The 17,957-nt window shown below is 72.3% G+C and carries 13 protein-coding genes and 1 pseudogene; 11 read left to right on the top strand and 3 right to left on the bottom strand.

Annotation, left to right across the window (positions count from 1 at the left end):
* Positions 1–173: 173 nt before the first annotated feature.
* The 4 genes from OHA84_RS15985 (at position 174) to OHA84_RS15970 (ending at position 3,977) form a co-directional block, all read left to right on the top strand.
* The gene (locus OHA84_RS15985) at positions 174–1,853 is read left to right on the top strand and encodes an NAD(P)/FAD-dependent oxidoreductase (RefSeq protein WP_266971118.1); all 1,680 of its coding nucleotides are present in this window, start codon (positions 174–176) and stop codon (positions 1,851–1,853) included.
* Positions 1,850–2,806, top strand: a complete 957-nt coding sequence (locus OHA84_RS15980) for an alpha/beta fold hydrolase (protein WP_266947730.1) — start codon at positions 1,850–1,852, stop codon at positions 2,804–2,806. Before OHA84_RS15985 ends, OHA84_RS15980 begins: the two co-directional genes overlap by 4 nt.
* Positions 2,803–3,687 (top strand): SDR family oxidoreductase, encoded by an 885-nt coding sequence (locus OHA84_RS15975; protein WP_053679542.1) that lies wholly within the window; start codon positions 2,803–2,805, stop codon positions 3,685–3,687. Before OHA84_RS15980 ends, OHA84_RS15975 begins: the two co-directional genes overlap by 4 nt.
* Before the next feature lie 116 nt (positions 3,688–3,803).
* Positions 3,804–3,977, top strand: coding sequence for a hypothetical protein (locus tag OHA84_RS15970; RefSeq protein ID WP_159041426.1), 174 nt, complete (start codon positions 3,804–3,806; stop codon positions 3,975–3,977).
* Between the two features lie 96 nt (positions 3,978–4,073).
* Here OHA84_RS15970 and OHA84_RS15965 read toward each other — a convergent pair whose 3' ends face one another.
* Positions 4,074–7,361: a S41 family peptidase gene (locus OHA84_RS15965; RefSeq protein ID WP_266947725.1), complete on the bottom strand. Its 3,288-nt coding sequence runs from the start codon at positions 7,359–7,361 to the stop codon at positions 4,074–4,076.
* Between the two features lie 152 nt (positions 7,362–7,513).
* Between OHA84_RS15965 and OHA84_RS15960 the strand changes: the two genes are divergently transcribed.
* Complete coding sequence (locus tag OHA84_RS15960; RefSeq protein WP_053679743.1) at positions 7,514–8,104, top strand: TetR/AcrR family transcriptional regulator; 591 nt, start codon at positions 7,514–7,516, stop codon at positions 8,102–8,104.
* A gap of 106 nt (positions 8,105–8,210) precedes the next feature.
* Complete coding sequence (locus OHA84_RS15955; RefSeq protein ID WP_266947720.1) at positions 8,211–10,418, top strand: MMPL family transporter; 2,208 nt, start codon at positions 8,211–8,213, stop codon at positions 10,416–10,418.
* A gap of 167 nt (positions 10,419–10,585) precedes the next feature.
* Here the strand turns inward: OHA84_RS15955 and OHA84_RS15950 are convergent, their stop codons facing one another.
* Entirely contained in the window at positions 10,586–10,990 is a 405-nt protein-coding gene (locus OHA84_RS15950) for an SsgA family sporulation/cell division regulator (protein ID WP_266947718.1), read from the bottom strand.
* 264 nt (positions 10,991–11,254) lie between these two features.
* Here OHA84_RS15950 and OHA84_RS15945 point away from each other — a divergent pair, with 264 nt between their 5' ends.
* The 4 genes from OHA84_RS15945 (at position 11,255) to OHA84_RS15930 (ending at position 15,310) form a co-directional block, all read left to right on the top strand.
* A complete protein-coding gene (locus tag OHA84_RS15945) occupies positions 11,255–12,310 on the top strand; it encodes an energy-coupling factor ABC transporter permease (RefSeq protein WP_266971121.1) in 1,056 nt (351 codons plus the stop codon).
* A 1-nt stretch (position 12,311) separates the two neighbouring features.
* The gene (cbiQ, locus tag OHA84_RS15940) at positions 12,312–13,073 is read left to right on the top strand and encodes a cobalt ECF transporter T component CbiQ (RefSeq protein ID WP_266971123.1); all 762 of its coding nucleotides are present in this window, start codon (positions 12,312–12,314) and stop codon (positions 13,071–13,073) included.
* A 109-nt stretch (positions 13,074–13,182) separates the two neighbouring features.
* Positions 13,183–14,013 carry an energy-coupling factor ABC transporter ATP-binding protein gene (locus OHA84_RS15935; RefSeq protein ID WP_266971124.1) on the top strand — a complete coding sequence of 277 codons (831 nt, stop codon included), beginning with the start codon at positions 13,183–13,185 and terminating at the stop codon, positions 14,011–14,013.
* Between the two features lie 28 nt (positions 14,014–14,041).
* Positions 14,042–15,310, top strand: coding sequence for a serine hydrolase domain-containing protein (locus tag OHA84_RS15930; protein ID WP_266971125.1), 1,269 nt, complete (start codon positions 14,042–14,044; stop codon positions 15,308–15,310).
* A 184-nt stretch (positions 15,311–15,494) separates the two neighbouring features.
* Here the strand turns inward: OHA84_RS15930 and OHA84_RS15925 are convergent, their stop codons facing one another.
* Positions 15,495–17,192 (bottom strand): penicillin-binding transpeptidase domain-containing protein, encoded by a 1,698-nt coding sequence (locus OHA84_RS15925; RefSeq protein ID WP_266971127.1) that lies wholly within the window; start codon positions 17,190–17,192, stop codon positions 15,495–15,497.
* Positions 17,193–17,587: 395 nt separating this feature from the next.
* On the opposite strand from OHA84_RS15925, the pseudogene OHA84_RS15920 reads away from it, so the two are divergent.
* A pseudogene (locus tag OHA84_RS15920) lies at positions 17,588–17,872 on the top strand (GNAT family N-acetyltransferase); the annotation flags it as partial.
* Positions 17,873–17,957 lie beyond the last annotated feature (85 nt).

The raw sequence follows: 17,957 nt of genomic DNA, 5'->3' as shown, positions 1-17,957 counted from the left end.
TCGGGCCGGGCTCGGGGCGCCCGGGTCGTACCCGCGGTAACTTTCCGGGCGCGACCCCTACCCATGAGTACGAGGCTGCTCTACTCTCCCGATTGTGCCAGTGATTGCTGGCAGTGTTGCACTGGTGGTTGTGACTGGGCTGGGCTGGGACTGCGGAAGCGGAGGCGGCGGGCATGGGTGGCATGGGTGACGGCGTGGACGGGCGCGAGCACGTGAGGGTGGCGGTGATCGGGTCCGGTTTCGGCGGGCTCGGTGCCGCCGTACGACTGCGCCGCGAGGGGATCACGGACTTCGTCGTGCTGGAGCGCGCCGATTCCGTGGGCGGCACCTGGCGCGACAACAACTATCCGGGGTGCGCCTGCGACGTGCCCTCGCACCTCTACTCCTTCTCCTTCGCGCCCAACCCCGACTGGCCCCGGACCTTCTCGGGCCAGCCGCACATCCGGGCCTACCTGGAGCAGGTCGCCGACACCTTCGGGCTGCGGCCGCACATCCGGCTGAACTCCGAGGTCCGGCTGATGCGCTGGGACGCCGACGAGCTGAGGTGGGAGATCGAGACCTCGACCGGGAACCTCACCGCCGACGTGGTGGTCTCCGCGACCGGGCCGCTGTCGGACCCGAAGATGCCCGAGATCCCCGGGCTCGCCGAGTTCCCCGGCAAGGTCTTCCACTCGGCCCGCTGGGACCACGACTACGACCTGCGCGGCAAGCGCGTCGCCATGATCGGCACCGGCGCCTCGGCCATCCAGATCGTGCCGGCCATCGCCCCCGACGTGGACCGCCTCACGCTCTTCCAGCGCACCCCGCCGTGGGTGATGCCGCGCACCGACCGGGCCATCTCCGCCTTCGAGCGCCGGCTGCACCGGCAGCTGCCCTTCACCCAGGCCGCCCGGCGCGGGCTGCTGTGGGGGATCCGCGAACTTCAGGTCAGCGCCTTCACCAAGCGGCCGAACCAGCTCGGCCTGGTCGAGTCCCTGGCCAAGGCCAACATGGCGCGTTCGATCAAGGACCCGGGCCTGCGGGCCAAGCTGACGCCCTCGTACCGCATCGGCTGCAAGCGCATCCTGCTGTCCAGCGAGTACTACCCGGCGCTGGCCCGGCCCAATGTCGATCTGGTCGCCTCCGGGCTCAAGGAGATCCGGGGCTCGGTTCTGGTCGCCGCCGACGGGACCGAGACCGAGGTGGACGCGATCGTCTTCGGCACCGGGTTCCACGTGACGGACATGCCGATCGCCGACCGGGTGGTCGGCGCCGACGGCCAGACCCTCGCGGACGCGTGGAAGGACGGCATGAAGTCGCTCTGCGGCGCGACGGCCGCCGGCTTCCCCAACTGGATGACGATCATCGGACCGAACACCGGTCTCGGGAACAGCTCGATGATCCTCATGATCGAGTCGGCGCTGAACTACATGGCCGACTACCTGCGGCAGTTGGACACCCTGGGAGGCCGGACCGCGCTGGCGGCCAGGCCCTCCGCGGTGAACGCGTGGAACCGGCAGGTGCAGTCGCGGATGGAACGCACCGTCTGGAACACCGGCGGCTGCACCAGCTGGTACCTGGACGCCAACGGGCTCAACACGACGGTCTGGCCGGGCACCACCGGCGCGTTCCGCCGCGAGACCCGCACCGTCGACCTCGCCGAGTACGAGGTCGTCCGCAAGGGCGGGATACCGCGAGCCGAGCGGGTCGCCGCGGGGTCGGTGTCGGGGAGCGCCCCGATCGCCCCCTCCGCCCCGACCGCCCCGATCGCCCCGGCCTCCCGCGCCGGTGAGGCCGAGGTGGACGCGCCCGGGGCCGCCGTGCCCGAGGGCGCCCCGGCGGCGGCCGTCACGGCCGACGGGAGCGCCGCGTGAGCCGGCGCCCCGCCCACGTCACGTCCGGGCCCTACGCGCCCCCGGTCGCCGGCCGGGAACTCACCGCCGTCTCCGCCGACGGGGCCCGGCTGCACGTGGAGGTACACGGCGAGGCGGGCGCCCCGGCGGTGGTGCTGGCCCACGGCTGGACCTGCTCCACCGCCTTCTGGGCCGCCCAGACACGGGACCTGGCCCGCGACCACCGGGTCATCGCCTACGACCAGCGCGGCCACGGCCGCAGCCCCGTCGGGCTCCGGCACAGCACGACCGCCCTCGCCGACGACCTGGTGGCCGTGCTCAAGGCCACCCTCGCGCCCGGTGAACGGGCCGTCGTCGCCGGGCACTCGATGGGCGGCATGACGGTCATGGCCGCCGCCGGGCGGCCCGAGTTCACCGAACACGTCGCGGCCACCCTGCTGTGCAGCACCGGCAGCGGGGGGCTGGTCGCCGAGGCGCTGGTGCTGCCGGTGCGCGCCGGACGCGTGCGGACCAGGATCACCAGGGCGGTGCTCGGCTCCCGCGCCCCGCTCGGGCCGGTCACGCCCATCGCGAGCAAGGTGCTCAAGTACGCCACGATGGGGCCCGGTACCGCGCCCGACCGGGTCGAGGCCGTCGCCCGCATCGTGCACGGCTGCCCCGCGGCCGTCCGGTACGCCTGGTCCCAGGTCCTGGCCGACCTGGACCTGGGCGGGAATCTGGCCCGGCTGACCGTGCCCACCGCCGTCCTCGCCGGTACCGGCGACCGCCTGACGCCCATCGCCCACGCCCGCCGCCTGGCCGCCGCGCTGCCCGACTGCCGCGGGCTCACCGAGCTGACCGGCATGGGACACATGACCCCGATCGAGGCCCCCGAGGCCGTCACCCGTGCCGTGCGCGAGCTGACCGCCCTGTACGCGGGAAGCGCCGGCGACCGGCACGACCACGACACATCCCCGAAGGAGAAGACGCCGTGAGCGCTCGCAGGAGTCTGGAAGGCCAGGTCGCCGTCGTCACCGGCGCCGCCCGCGGGGTCGGTGAACTCCTCGCCCGCAAGCTGTCCGCGCGCGGGGCGAAGGTGGCCCTGGTGGGTCTGGAGCCGGAGGCCCTCAAGGAGGTCTCCGAGCGGCTCCACACCGAGAGCGACCACTGGCACGCCGACGTCACCGACCACGAGGCGATGGCCCGGGTCGCGCAGGAGGTCAAGCAGCGGTTCGGCAAGGTGGACATCGTCGTCGCCAACGCGGGCGTCGCCGCCGGCGGGCCGTTCGTCGACTCCGACCCCGACGCGTGGCGCCGGGTGATCGAGGTCAACCTGATCGGCGGGGCCGTCACCGCCCGGGCCTTCCTGCCCGTGCTGATGGAGAGCCGCGGCTACTTCCTCCAGATCGCCTCGCTCGCCGCGATCACCCCGGCGCCGATGATGACGGCGTACTGCGCCTCCAAGTCCGGTGTCGAGGCCTTCGCGCACTGCCTGCGCGCCGAGGTCGGGTACAAGGGCGTCAAGGTCGGCGTCGGCTACCTCTCCTGGACCGACACCGACATGGTGCGCGGCGCCGACCAGGACGAGGTCATGCGGGAGCTCCGGCAACGGCTGCCGTGGCCCTCGAACCGCACGTACCCGCTGGGGCCGGCCGTCGACCGGATCGTGGCCGGCATCGAGCGGCGTTCGCCGCACGTGTACGCGCAGTGGTGGCTGCGGGGCATGCAGGGCATGCGCGGCTACCTGCCGGGGATCATCGCGACCGTCGGGCAGCGCGAGATGGCGCGTTTCGAACCGAGGCTCGGCGGCGTCTCCAAGGGGCTCGTCGGGGCCGGCGGGGCCGCGGACGAGCAGGGGCGCAGCGCGTCCCGCTGATCATGCCGACGGTCACGAAGGGGCCGATACGGCCGGACCTCGACCGAATCCGGACCGAACCTCGACCGTTAAGTGTCCGAAATGCGCACTTAACGGGCGCGTGGAAGTCTGGGCGCATGTCTATCAGGGAGCAGTTCCAGGTCAAGGCGAGAGAACTCGAACGCAGGGCCGCGAAGGCCCGGGAAGCGAGGGACGAGGTGAAGGCGGCGCCGGGGGACCCGATGCCGTCGGCGGTACGGGACCAGGCCGCCAGACCCGGTGACACGCTCGACGGGCCCTTCGAGAAGTAGGCCGAGGGGCGGGTCGGGACCGGTGGGACGAGGACCGTGTGAGGAGGGGCGGGACCGCGAGCGCGGTCCCGCCCCTTCGAGGTTCCCGCGCTGCGGCTACGAACCGGCCGGGCGCGGCGGCAACTTCGGGCGTCGCAGGTCCGGGGCGTCCGCGTAGCCCGGGGGTACCGCCGCCGGGTCCTGCTCCAACAGTTCCAACGCCAGGTGGACGGCGTCGTCGAGTACCGCGTGCCGGCCCTCCGCCCAGTCGAGCGGCGTGCGCAGGATCGCCAGGTCGGGCTCGACGCCGTTGTTCTCCACCGACCAGCCGTACTCCGGGAACCAGGCCGCGTTCATCGGCACCGTGATCACCGTGCCGTCGCCCAGGACGTGCCGGCCGGTCATGCCGACCACCCCGCCCCAGGTGCGCTGGCCGACCACGGGGCCCAGCCCCAGCAGCTTGAACGCCGCCGTGATCATGTCCCCGTCGGAGGAGGTCGCCTCGTCGGCCAGGGCCACGATCGGGCCCCGGGGCGCGTTGGAGGCGTACGACACCGGCTGGGCGTTGCGCGTCAGGTCCCAGCCGAGGATCGAGCGGGTCAGCTTCTCCACGACCAACTCGCTGATGTGTCCGCCGGCGTTGCCGCGCACGTCCACGATCAGCGCGGGCCGGGACATCTCCATCCGCAGGTCCCGGTTGAACTGCGCCCAGCCCGAGCCGCCCATGTCGGGGATGTGGAGGTAGCCGCACCGGCCGCCGCTGAGCTCGCGGACCACCGACCGGCGTTTGGACACCCAGTCCTGGTAGCGCAGCGGCCGTTCGTCGATCAGGGGGACGACCGCGACGCGGCGGGCCCGGCCCTCGCCTTCCTGCTCGAAGGTCAACTCGACGGTGGTGCCGCCCGCCGCGTCCAGCAGCGGGTACGGGCCGGTCACCGGGTCCACCGGGCGGCCGTCGATGTGCGTGAGCACGGCGCCCTCGCGGATGCCGGTGCCGGCCAGGGGGGAGCGGGCCTTGGAGTCCGAGGACTCGCCGGGCAGGATCCGTTTGATCATCCAGGCGCCGTCCCGGCACACCAGGTTGGCGCCGAGCAGGCCGATGGCCCGCTGGTAGTGGGGCGGGCCCTCGTTGCGGCGGGCGGGGGACACGTACGCGTGCGAGGTGCCCAGTTCGCCGAGGACCTCGCGCATCAGGTCGGCGAACTCGTCGGGGGAGGCGACGCGTTCGACCAGGGAGCGGTACTGGCGCAGCACCCCGTCCCAGTCGATGCCGCACATGTCGGGCTCCCAGAAGTAGGCGCGGATCAGCCGGCCGGCCTCCTCGTACGCCTGGCGCCATTCGGCCGCCGGGTCCACCTCGTGCAGGATGCGGCGCAGGTCCAGGTAGACGGTGGAGTCGCCGTCGCCCGACTCGGTCGACGGGACGGCCCGCAGGTCGCCGTCGTCGTTGACCACCAGCCGGGTGCCGTCGCCGCTGACCGCGAACCAGTCCAGTCCGGAGGCGAGTTCGCTCTTGCGGGCCTTGGAGATGTCGTAGTGCTCCAGCGTCGGCTTGCCGCTGGTGTCGGAGGGGTTGGCGAAGGTCTCGCCGAGCGCCCCCGAGATCGGCCAGCGCAGCCACACCAGGCCGCCGCCGTTCACCGGGTACAGGGCCGAGTACTTCGACGCCGTCACGGGGAAGGGCGTGACCCGGCTCTCCAGCCCCTCCACCTCCACGGTCACCGAGCCGTCCCCGTCGCCGGACTCGCCCTCCACCGGGTCGAGTCCGCCCGCCGCCGGGCGGCCGTCGGGGGAGAAGGCGAAGGGCGAGGGGGTCGCGGAGGACAGCGGCACCAGGTACGGGCGACAGCCCAGCGGGAAGGACAGGTCGCCGGTGTGGACGTCGTACACCGGGTCGAAGCCGCGCCAGGACAGGAACGCGAGGAACCGGCCGTCCCGGGTGAACACCGGGTTCTCGTCGTCGAAGCGGCCGTTGGTGACGTCCACGACCGTGCGGGTGCCGGGGCCGGCGATGCGGGCCATCTTGATCTGGCGCAGCGAGCGTCCGATGCCCGGGTGCGACCAGGTCAGCCAACAGCCGTCGGGGGAGAACGCGATGTCGGTGACGGGCCCGTTGATGGACCGGATGAGCTCGGTGACCTCCCCGTCGGACTCCTCGGTGGCGTCGATCAGCAGCAGCCGGCCGTCGTTCGAGGCGACGGCGAGCCGTTCCCCGTCCGGGTCGGAGAGCAGTTCCAGTACGCGGCCCAGCCGGCCCGAGGCCAGCCGGCGGGGTTCGCGGTCGCCGGAGGCGCGGGGCAGGTAGGCGATCTCGATCGCGTCCTCGCCCTCCGCGTCGGTCACGTACGCCACCTGCCCGCCGCTGCCGAGCATCTCGGGCAGCCGGACCCGCACGCCCGGGGTGTCGGCGATGGTGCGGGCCGGGCCGTCGCGGTGGGTGAGCCAGTACAGGCTGCCGCGCACGACGACGGCGCTGGCCCGGCCGGTCGCGTCGACGGAGAGGGAGTCGACGTGGTTGGCGGCCGGGATCTGATAGCTGCGCCGGCCGGCGCGGGGGCCGCCGAGGCGGACCTCCAGCTTGCGCGGGACGGCGTCCGGGGCGAGGGAGTCCACGAGCCAGAGGTCGCCCGCGCACTGGTAGACGACCCGGGAGCCGTCGCTGGAGGCGTGCCGGGCGTAGAACTCCGCGTGGTCGGTGTGGCGCCGCAGGTCGGTGCCGTCGGGGAGGCAGGAGTAGAGGTTGCCGATGCCCTCGTGGTCGGAGAGGAAGGCGATCCGGCCGGCCACGAACATCGGCGAGTCGAGGTGGCCCTCGACGTCCTCCAGCAGCCGTCGGCCGTGCAGCCAGAGCCGGCCGGTGGCGCCGCCGCGGTACCGCTTCCAGGCGGCGGGCTCGTGCGGGGGCTTGCCGGTGAGCAGCAGGGTCCGGCGTTCGCCGTTCGGTTCCTCCCGCACGGCGATGTCGGACACCGGGCCCCAGGGGAGCTTGCCGCCGGGGCTGCCGTCGGTGGGCAGGCTGTAGGCCCAGGAGTAGTACGAGAAGGGCTGGGCGTGCGAGGAGACGGCCAGGATGTCGCTGCGGCCGTCCTTGTCGGGCGGGGTCCAGCCGCAGACGCGGGTGTCGGTGGAGCCCCAGTGGCTGAGCCGGCGGGCCGGACCGCCGTCCACGGGCGCGAGGTGGATCTCGGGGTCGAGGCTGCGCCAGGTGGTGAAGGCGATGTGCCGGCCGTCGGGGGAGAACCGCGGGTGGCCGACCCGGGTCCGGTCGACGGTGATCCGCCAGGCGCGGCCGGCCGGGCCGTCGGGCGGGGCCAGGGGTGCCACCCAGAGGTCGTCCTCGGTGGCGAAACACAGCAGGTCGTCGTGCAGGTGCGGGAACCGGAGGTACGCGACGTCGTGACTCACCCCCCAATGCTTTCCGCGCAGGAGGGCCCTGGCAACTCGTACAGGTGATCCATGACACTCACCGAAGCGAAACGGAACGGTTTCGTTTCGTTCGGAGGGAGGGTAGGCTCGAAGGAGTACGAAACCGTTTCGTTCGGATGGGAGGACCGGAGATGCCCGAAGAGGTCGCGTCGCGGCGCAGCCGGATCACCCCCGAGCGGGAAGCCGAACTCCACGGGGCGGTCCTCGACCTCCTCCGCGAGGTCGGGTACGAGGCGCTGACCATGGACGCGGTCGCCGCCCGCACCAAGTCCAGCAAGGCCACGCTCTACCGCCAGTGGGGGAGCAAGCCCGAGCTGGTGGCCAAGGCCCTGCGCTGCACCCAGCCGGTCTCCCTCCGGGAGATCGACACGGGCAGCGTGCGCGGGGACTTCGCCCTGATGGTCGAGCACTCCGACGACACGCAGATGGCCAAGGACACCGCGCTGATGCGGGGTCTGGCCCATGCCGTCCACGAGAGCCCGGAACTCCACCAGGCACTGCGCGACCTGCTGGTCGATCCCGAGATCAACGGGCTCCAGATGATGTTGCAGCGCGCGGTGGACCGGGGCGAGATCGCCCCTGACTGTCCGGCGCTCGACTTCGTACCGCACATGCTCATCGGGGCGTTCATCGCGCTCCCGCTGATCGAGGACCGGTCGGTCGACCGGACGTTCCTCGGCCAGTTCCTGGACGCCGTGGTCTTCCCCGCCCTCGGCGTCTGAGTTCCACGCACGACCCGTATCGCTGCTCCTGACACGCCGCTCTCGTCGTCGGGCCGGCTCACCACGCCCTGTCCCATCCCACGACCCGAACGGGAGAACCACCGACGTGGCCACCTTCCTCTACCGCCTCGGCAAGGGCGCCTTCCGGCGCCGGCGCCTCGTCGCCCTCGTCTGGGTGGCGCTGCTGTTCGTCGCCGGCTTCGGCGCGGCCTCGGCGTCCGCACCCACCTCAGGCTCCTTCTCGATACCCGGCACGGAGGCCCAGAAGGCCTTCGATCTGCTGGAGCAGCGCTTCCCGGGCATGGCCGCCGACGGCGCCACCGCCCGTATCGTCGTCAAGGCGCCGGCGGGCGCCAAGGTCACCGACCCGGGCACCAAGACCGAGGTCGAGAAGATCATCTCCGGTCTGCAGAACGGCCCCGGCGCCGAGCAGATCGCCAAGATCGACGACCCCTACCAGGTGAAGGCCGTCAGCCAGGACGGTTCCACCGCCTACGTCAGCGTCAAGTACGACGTCAGCGGCATGGAGCTGAAGGACGACGCCCGCGACGCCCTGAAGGTGTCCGGCAAGGCCGCCCAGGACGCCGGGCTCACCGTCGAGATCGGCGGCGACGCGCTGATGGCCGCGCCCGAGACGGGCTCCGGCGAGATCATCGGCATCGCCATCGCGGCGATCGTCCTGGTCATCACCTTCGGCTCGCTGATCGCGGCCGGACTGCCGCTGCTGACCGCGCTGATCGGCGTGGGCATCGGTGTCTCCAGCATCACGGCCCTCGCCAACGTGCTGGACCTCGGCTCCACCACCTCCACGCTCGCGATGATGATCGGCCTCGCCGTCGGCATCGATTACGCCCTCTTCATCGTCTCCCGCTACCGCGCGGAGCTCGCCGAGGGCCGTGAGCGCGACGAGGCCGCCGGCCGGGCCGCCGGAACCGCCGGCTCCGCCGTCGTCTTCGCCGGTCTGACCGTGGTCATCGCCCTGGTGGGCCTGGCCGTCGTCAACATCCCGATGCTGACCAAGATGGGCGTCGCGGCCGCCGGCACGGTGGTCATCGCGGTCCTCGTGGCCCTGACCCTGGTCCCGGCCATCCTGGGCTTCGCCGGCAAGAAGGTCCTGCCGGCCGGCGCCAAGAGCAAGCTGTTCGGCAAGGGCAGGCCGAAGGTCGAGGGCGCCGAGCCCAAGGCCAACGGCGGCACCCGCTGGGCCCGCTTCGTCCTGCGCCGCCCGATCATGGTGCTGCTGGTCGGTGTGATCGGCCTCGGCGTGATCGCCATCCCGGCGAGCAAGCTGGAGATGGGCCTGCCGGACGACGGCGCCCAGCCGGTCTCCACCACCCAGCGCAAGGCGTACGACCTGCTGTCCGACGGCTTCGGCCCCGGCTTCAACGGCCCGCTGATGATCGTCGTAGACGGCGACAAGGCGCTCGCCGACTCCACGGTCGACCGGATCAAGGGTCTGGACGGCGTCGTGGCGGTCATGCCGCCGATGCCGAACAAGGACGGCGACGCGGCGATCATCAACGTGATCCCGAAGGACCGGCCCTCCTCGGTCGAGACCGAGAACCTGGTCCACGAGATCCGCGACGGCAGCGGCGACGACGTCCTCGTCACCGGCGCCACCGCGATGAACATCGACTTCTCGCAGAAGATGAACGACGCGCTGCTGCCCTACCTGGCGCTCGTGGTCGGCCTCGCCTTCCTGCTGCTGATGCTGGTGTTCCGCTCGATCCTGGTCCCGCTCAAGGCGGCCCTCGGCTTCCTGCTGTCGGTCGTCGCGGCCCTCGGCGCGGTCGTCGCGGTCTTCCAGTGGGGCTGGCTCGGCTCGCTCTTCGGGGTGGAGCAGACCGGTCCGATCATGTCGATGATGCCGATCTTCATGGTGGGCGTGGTCTTCGGCCTGGCCATGGACTACGAGGTGTTCCTGGTCACCCGCATGCGGGAGGCGTACGTCCACGGCGAGCGGCCGGGCCAGGCCGTCGTGACCGGCTTCCAGTACAGCGCGCGGGTGGTCGTGGCCGCCGCCGTCATCATGATCGCCGTGTTCGCGGGCTTCATCGGAGCCAGTGAGCAGATGGTCAAGATGATCGGCTTCGGTCTGGCCGTCGCCGTCTTCTTCGACGCCTTCGTGGTCCGCATGGCGATCGTCCCGGCGGTACTGGCGCTGCTCGGCCACAAGGCCTGGTGGCTGCCGAAGTGGCTCGACCGGCTCCTGCCGAACGTGGACGTGGAGGGCGAGAGCCTGCGCAAGCACCTCGGCGACTCCGGCGGCTCCTCGGACGGTCCGGACAAGGACCGCGAGCTGGTCAACGCCTGACTGTCGGCGTCTGACCGTCGACATCTGACCGTCAGTGCCTGACCTTCAGTGCCTGACCGACGGCGCCCGACCGGCGCGGTCGCGTACGAGAGGCCGGCCCCGCACCCGAACACCGGGTGCGGGGCCGGCCGCGTTCGCGCCCGCCGGTGGGTGCGGTGGCGTTGGGCCTAACGGGTGGCGTGCTCGCCGGCCGGCTCGACGGCGGGCGTCGCGGCGGGGGCTGGGGCGTATGTACGGCGCAGGAAACGACGGAGCGCCGAGAGGTCGAACTGCACCACGGCGACGCCCTCGGGGGAGTGGAACTCGACGATCGCCTGTACCCGGCCGCACGGCCAGACCCGTACGTCACCGGTCCCGGTCGGGGCGGTCAGGCCCGCCTCCAGGAGGGCGCGGGGGAAGACCCACTCGTTGTCCGTGCCCTCGGGGGACAGGTCGGCGGGGAAGACGATCCGTACCGCCAGCGGCTCGGCGGAGGTGAACCGCAGGAGGACCGGAATCGCCCGGTAGAGCGGATCGTCCGTGATCACACGGGCGCGGACGCGCTCCTCCACGGCGGTGGTCACCTCGGTCACGCGGGGATCATCGGCGGTCGCTGACATCGACACGGCTCCTACAAATCGGAACATATGCGTCTGTATTGACCCCAGCGTCGCACATTCCCGCGAATCCGCGCGCCACTATTCGAGGCGCGTACGCTCTTGCCAATGGTTTGCAAGTGGGCACTATTCTTGAACGGTTAAAGATTTTGTCAGCGCAACACCGGCCCGAGCCCCCATGCGCCCCACTGCCATGAGCCTTACCGCCGTGAGCCTTACCGCAGGAAGCGGAGCAGACACATGCATGTCCCCGACGGCTTCATCGACGCCCCCGTCTCCATAGCCGCGGGCGTCGCCGCCGCGGGCGCGGTGGCGGTCAGCCTCCGCGGCGCCCGCCGCGAGCTCGACGAGCGCACCGCACCGCTCGCCGGCCTGGTCGCCGCCTTCATCTTCGCCGTGCAGATGCTCAACTTCCCGGTCGCCGCCGGCACCAGCGGCCACCTGCTGGGAGGGGCCCTCGCCGCGATCCTCGTCGGCCCCTACACGGGCGTGCTCTGCGTGTCCGTGGTCCTGCTCATGCAGGGCATCCTCTTCGCCGACGGCGGTCTGACGGCCCTCGGCGTGAACATCACCGTCATGGGCGTCGTCACCGTGGTGATCGCTTACGCGATCTTCCGCGGCCTGGTCAAGGTGCTGCCGACCGGCCGGGCCTCGATCACCACCGCCGCCTTCCTCGGAGCGCTGCTCTCGGTGCCCGGCGCGGCCGCCGCCTTCACCGCGATCTACGCCGTCGGAGGGACGACCGACATCCCGGTGGCCAAGGTGTTCACCGCCATGGTCGGCGTACACGTCCTCATCGGCATCGGCGAGGCCGTCATCACGGCCGCGACCGTGGGCGCCGTCCTGGCCGTCCGCCCCGACCTGGTCCACGGCGCGCGCGGACTGGCCACGCCGCTGAAGCTGCGCGTCGACGGCGAACTCGTCGACGCCCCGACCGCCGCCCCGGCGCCCGTCGCCGCCGCCCGGTCCACGAAGCCCGTGTGGATCACCGGCCTGGCCACCGCCCTCGTGCTGGCCGGTGTCGTCTCCTACTACGCCTCCGCCAGCCCCGACGGGCTGGAGAAGGTCGCCGCCGACAAGGGCATCGACGCCCACGTCGAGGAGCACGCCTCCGCGAACTCCCCCGTCGCCGACTACAGCGTCAAGGGCGTCGGCGACGCCCGACTGTCCGGCGGCCTCGCCGGGATCATCGGCGTCGGCGTGACCGTCGTCGTCGGCACCGGCATCTTCTGGGTGGTCCGGCGCCGCCGCGCCGAGGACCTGACCGCCACCTCCACCGCAGTGCCCACCGCCTGACATGGGGGCCGGCCACACCCACAAGCTCTACCGGCACGGGCACTCGCCCATCCACGCCCTGCCGCCGCACTGCAAGCTCGCCGCGACCTTCGCGTTCGTGCTGGTCGTCGTGTCCACACCGCGGGAGGCGATGTGGGCCTTCGGCCTGTACGCCCTCCTGCTCGCGGCGGTCACGGCCGTCGCCCGGATCCCGGCCGCCTTCGTGCTGCGCCGGCTGCTGATCGAGGTGCCGTTCGTCGCCTTCGCCGTACTCATGCCCTTCGTGGCGGAGGGCGAGCGGGTCGAGGTGCTCGGCATGTCGCTGAGCGTCTCCGGCCTGTGGGGCGCCTGGAACGTGCTCGCCAAGGGCACCCTCGGCGTGGCCGCCTCCGTCCTGCTCGCCTCGACGACCGAACTGCGGGCGCTGCTCCTCGGCCTCCAGCGGCTGAAACTGCCGCCACTGCTGGTCCAGATCGCCTCCTTCATGATCCGGTACGGCGATGTGATCGGCGGCGAACTCCGCCGGATGTCGATCGCCCGCCGCTCGCGCGGGTTCGAGGCGCGCGGGATCCGGCACTGGGGGGTGCTGGCCAAGACGGCCGGAGCGCTCTTCATCCGTTCCTACGAGCGCGGCGAGCGCGTGTACCTCGCGATGGTCAGCCGCGGCTACTCCGGCTCGATGCCGGTGATCGACGACGTCGCGGCCACGCGCGCCCAGTGGGCGTACGCGGCCGTGCTCCCGCTGGCGGCGCTCGCCGTCTGCCTGACGGGGTGGACGCTGTGAACGTGATGGGTGGGATGGGTGGGATGGGTGAGGTGGATGCCGTGGACGTGATGGACGTGCCGGGTGGGGTGGACGTGCCGGGTGGGATGGACACCGTGGACGTGATGGGATGGACGCCGTGAACGCCCCCTCGACCCCCGTACCGCCCTCGCTGGACGTCTCCGGCCTCGCCTACGCCTACCCGGACGGACACCAGGCCCTCTTCGGCGTGAACCTGACCGTCGGGCAGGGGGAACGCGTCGCCCTCCTCGGCCCCAACGGCGCGGGGAAGACCACGCTCGTCCTGCACCTCAACGGCATCCTCGCCGGCGGGGTCGGCACCGTGACCGTGGCCGGGCTGCCCGTGGAGAAGCGGAACTTCGCCGAGATCCGCCGCCGGGTCGGCATCGTCTTCCAGGACCCCGACGACCAGTTGTTCATGCCCACCGTGCGCGAGGACGTGGCCTTCGGCCCCGCCGCCGCCGGCATGCGGGGCGCGGAACTGGAGCGGCGGGTCCGGGAGGCGCTGGAACAGGTCGGCATGGCCGCCTTCGCGGACCGGCCGCCGCACCACCTGTCCTTCGGTCAACGCCGACGGGTGGCGGTGGCCACCGTACTGGCGATGCGGCCCGAGATCCTGGTCCTGGACGAGCCCTCCTCCAACCTCGACCCCGCCTCGCGGCGCGAGCTGGCCGACATCCTGCGCTCGCTGGACGTGACGGTGCTCATGGTCACGCACGACCTGCCGTACGCGCTGGAACTGTGCCCGCGCGCGGTGATCCTCAGCGACGGGGTCATCACCGCCGACGGGCGGACGCAGGACCTGCTGTGCGACGAGGAACTGATGGGCGCCCACCGGCTGGAACTCCCCTTCGGCTTCGATCCGCGTTCGGTGACACCGCCGACGCCGACGCCGACGACCGCCGCGCCGGGCCCCGGGACCCCGGCCCCGGCGGCATAAGCGCCCGCGGTCGGTTGTTGGAACCGTCGTGGAGATCCATGGTGAGGTGACGGAGGGCTTCGAGGCCGTCCGGGACGCGTTCGCGCGCAACTTCGAGGTGCTCGGGGACCGGGGCGCGGCCGTGGCCGTGTACCGCGACGGCCGCAAGGTCGTGGACCTGTGGGCCGGCACGAAGGACGTGGACGGCGGCGACCCCCGGGGCCCGGGCGGATCCGCGACCGGCGGACCGGGCGCCGGGACCGATGGCTCGGGCGCCGGAGCCGATGGCTCGGGCGGCGGGGCCGATGGCTCGGGCGGCGGCGCGCCCTGGACCGCGGACACGGCGCAGGTCGTGCGCTCGGCCACCAAGGGCGTCGCCGCGGCCGTCCCGCTGCTTCTCCACCAGCGGGGGCTGCTGGACCTGGACGCGCCGGTCGGAGCCCACTGGCCGGAGTTCAAGGCGGGCGGCAAGGAGCGGGCACGGGTCCGCGACCTGCTGGCACACCGTGCGGGCGTCCCGGCGCTGGACCGACCGTTGACGCCGGCCCAGGCGGCGGACGGCGAGAGCGGGCCGCGGGCCGTCGCCGAACAGACCGCCTTCTGGCAGCCCGGCACGGACCACGGCTACCACGCGCAGACGTACAGCTGGCTGCTGTCGGAACTGGTGCTCCGGGTGACCGGGATGTCGGTGGGGCAGTGGCTCGCGCGGGAGGTCACGGGCCCGCTGGGACTGGACTTCTGGATCGGGCTGCCCGACGCCGAGGCGGGACGGGTCGGCAGGGTCGGACCGGTGGAGCCGCCGGCGTCGGCGGGAGCGCTGCGCACCCGGCCGCGCAGAAACGTTTCGGAGGCCTACGCCGACCCGCACTCGCCGACCCGACGCGCCTTCGCGGCCATCGACCCCCTGCCCGACGAGAACGACCCCGCCTACCGGGCCGCCGAACTGCCCGCCTCGGCCGGCATCGGCACCGCCCGGGCCCTGGCCGGCTTCTACGCCGCGCTGCTGGGCGACACCGAGGACGGATCCCGCCTCTTCACCCCCGAGACCGCGGCCCTGGCGTCCTCGGAACTGTCCTCGGGACCGGACCGGGTACTCGTCGTCAACACCCGCTTCGGCCCCGGCTACATGCTGCACGGTCCGGCCTCCCCGCTGCTGTCCCCGGCCTCCTTCGGGCACCCGGGACGCGGCGGTTCGCTGGCCTTCGCCGACGCGGAGGCGGGCATCGGCTTCGGGTACGTCACCAACTCCCTGGCCAAGTCGGTCACCGCCGACCCCCGCGCACAGGCCCTGGTCCGGGCGGTACGCGCCTCCCTGTGAGCGGGGGCTTGCCGCGGGGTCGGGGTCGGGGCGTGCGGGGTCGGGGCGCGGGGTTCCGGGAGTGGGTGCGTGTGCGGCGGGTGCCGTGCGCGCGTCCGTGGGGCGGGTCGTGCGCAGGCCCTTGCGGCGGGTGCCGTGCGCGCGTCCGTACGGCTGCGGTCGCACGCAGGCCCGTACGGCGGGGTCAGGAACGCAGGACCGCCGCCACGATCGGGCCCGCCGCGGCACCGCCGTGGCCGCCGCCCTCGACCATCGCCGCCGCGGCCACGTCGTCGCTGAAGCCCGTGAACCAACTGTCCGGGCTCGCCGCGCCGTCCACCTCCGCCGAACCGGTCTTCGCGCCCTTGTCGCCGCCGACCGAGGCCATGGCGTCGGCGCCGGTACCGCTGGTCGCCGTCAGCCGCATCATGGAGACGAGTTGGCCGCGCACCGACGACTTCATCGTGCGCGCCGCCGTCGCGGGCGGCCGGCCGTCCAGCTCGGGGGAGACCAGCAGGGGCTGGTGGAACCGGCCGCTGCGTGCCGTCGCCGTGATGGACGCGATGTTCAGCGGGTTCATGGTGATCTGGCCCTGCCCGATGTACTCGGCCGCCGACTCCGCCCCGGTCGTCACCGGAACCTTGCCGTCGAAGGACTTGATGCCCGTCTTCCAGTCCAGGCCGATGCCGAAGACCTCCGTGGCCTCCTTCGACAGCGCGGCGTCCTCGTCGACCTCCTTGATCTGCTTGATGAAGGCGGTGTTGCAGGACTTGGCGAAGCTCGTCGCGAAGTTCGTGCCCGCCGGCAGTTGGAAGTTGCTCAGGTTGTGGAAGGAACGGCCGCCCCAGGAAACCGTCTTGTCGCACGGGGCGGGGCTGTCGGCGGCCACCTTGCCCCGGTCGAGCAGCATCGCCGCCGTGACGATCTTCATCGTCGAGCCGGGTGCGCGCGTGCCCGTCATCGCCGCGTTGTAGCCGTCCTTGCGGTGGTTGGCGATGGCCAGGATGTGGCCGTTGCTCGGCTTGACGGCCACCACCGAGGACTCCGGGTACTTGGCCACCGCCTGCTCCGCCGCCGCCTGCACCTTCGCGTCCAGGTACGTCTTGAGGGTGCTCGGCTCACCCGCCACCAGGGTCAACAGCGTGCGTCTGCCGCCGCCGTCCTGCCCGGCGTCACCGTCCTGGGTGGTGGAGGTGGTGGTGGAGGTGGAGGCGGCGGTGGCGGTGGCCGGTTCGATCCACAGCTCCGCTCCCGCCTTGCCTCCGGCCCTGCCGCCGTAGGTCTCGCGCAGTTGGGCCAGCACGGGCCGCAGCGACGGGTACTTCTCCGGGGTCAGTTCCTGGTCGTTGCGGTCCACCAGCTTGACCGGGGGACTGGCCGGCGTGCCCGCGCGCAGCCGCTCGCCGCGCTTGAGGTCCGGATGGATCACCGAGGCCTGCCAGTCGACCAGGGCCTTCCCGGTGCTGAGTCCGCGGACCACGGTGAGCCGGGACTCGTACGCCAGGGGCTTGGTCGTGCCCTCGTAGGTGACCTCGGCCTCGACCTTGAACGGCACGGTCGTGCCGCTCGGGGTGCCGGGAGTGATCACCGCCTTGGACACGTAGGCCCTGGTCTTGAAGTCGGCGACCGCCGACAGTGCCTCGGACGCGTTGTTCGTCCAGTCGGCCGCCGTGCGCTCGTCCCCGGCCGCCCATGCCGTCAGGAAGCCCTTCGCGGCCTCCGCGGTCTCCTTCTCGGTGACCGGGCCCTCGCCCCTCGACGCGCCGGTCGCCGTCTTGCCGGCAACCGTGTCGTCCTTCTCCCCGCCGGTGTCGCCGACCAGTGAGTACATGCCGTACCCGGCACCGCCGACCATCGCGAGGAACACCCCGCCGATGATGGCACCCTTCGCCGCCCCGTTCACTTGCGTCCCCTCCCCAGGAGCCACGGTTCTCTGAACATGTTCAAGAACCCCTGGTGTGGACATTACGCTGAGCGAGCGCGTGTTGCGCGTGTTGTTACCGGACCGGAACGTGCCGCCCGTCACACGCCGAACGCGGCGACGGGGTCGGGGCGTTGGGGGTGGGCGCGGTTGCGCGCGACTCCGGGTGTCCAGGTGACGCCGGCACGGGCGGGCCGCGGGCCGCTCACCCGGGGCGCCGCGTCATGCGGTGGGCGCGAGCCGCGCCAGATGCCGGCCGGGGGTCTGTGGCCTTCGCCCGGTACGCCGGAATCGGCGAAAGTACTGCAAAGTGCCGGCCGAGCCGGATACCGTCCCAGCTCAGCAAGCCTGCTCCCCGCACGCGCGGGGACGAACCCAAGCTGACGGTCGCTAGGACTCATGCCGGACGGGAACTTGGTGGGCGGATGCTCGATTGGGCTGGCGATCGGGCGTATCGTTCCGGCGCTTCCCGGCGCTTCCCGGCGCTTCAGCGCTACTACCTTCGGCACGGTTTCCGGCATGTCCGCACAGTCACGGAGGGTGGCGCGGTAAATGGCGGTCCGCGTGTCTCGGGGTGGCTCGCTCAACGCCCGGCTCAGCCGGACCAGGCTCATGAGCTGGTGGACAGGGCCCCGGACCCGAGGCCACAGCGGTGTAGTTGAGGCGAATCGAGCCCCTCAGGGCGTCAGTCGACTGTACGATTTATGCCTACCTTTAAGCTGGGGGGCGCCATGGGAGACCGGCAAA

It is taken from the genome of Streptomyces sp. NBC_00513 (assembly GCF_041431415.1).
Taxonomy (GTDB): Bacteria; Actinomycetota; Actinomycetes; order Streptomycetales; family Streptomycetaceae; genus Streptomyces.
This window is presented reverse-complemented; position numbering and strand designations above follow the sequence as displayed.

Bases quoted from the DNA above. Each gene is read 5' to 3' on its own strand.
- OHA84_RS15935 (WP_266971124.1), top strand. From the start codon at position 13,183: ATGGACGCCGTGAACGCCCCCTCGACCCCCGTACCGCCCTCGCTGGAC.
- cbiQ (WP_266971123.1), top strand. From the start codon at position 12,312: ATGGGGGCCGGCCACACCCACAAGCTCTACCGGCACGGGCACTCGCCC.
- OHA84_RS15945 (WP_266971121.1), top strand. From the start codon at position 11,255: ATGCATGTCCCCGACGGCTTCATCGACGCCCCCGTCTCCATAGCCGCG.
- OHA84_RS15970 (WP_159041426.1), top strand. From the start codon at position 3,804: ATGTCTATCAGGGAGCAGTTCCAGGTCAAGGCGAGAGAACTCGAACGC.
- OHA84_RS15960 (WP_053679743.1), top strand. From the start codon at position 7,514: ATGCCCGAAGAGGTCGCGTCGCGGCGCAGCCGGATCACCCCCGAGCGG.
- OHA84_RS15985 (WP_266971118.1), top strand. From the start codon at position 174: ATGGGTGGCATGGGTGACGGCGTGGACGGGCGCGAGCACGTGAGGGTG.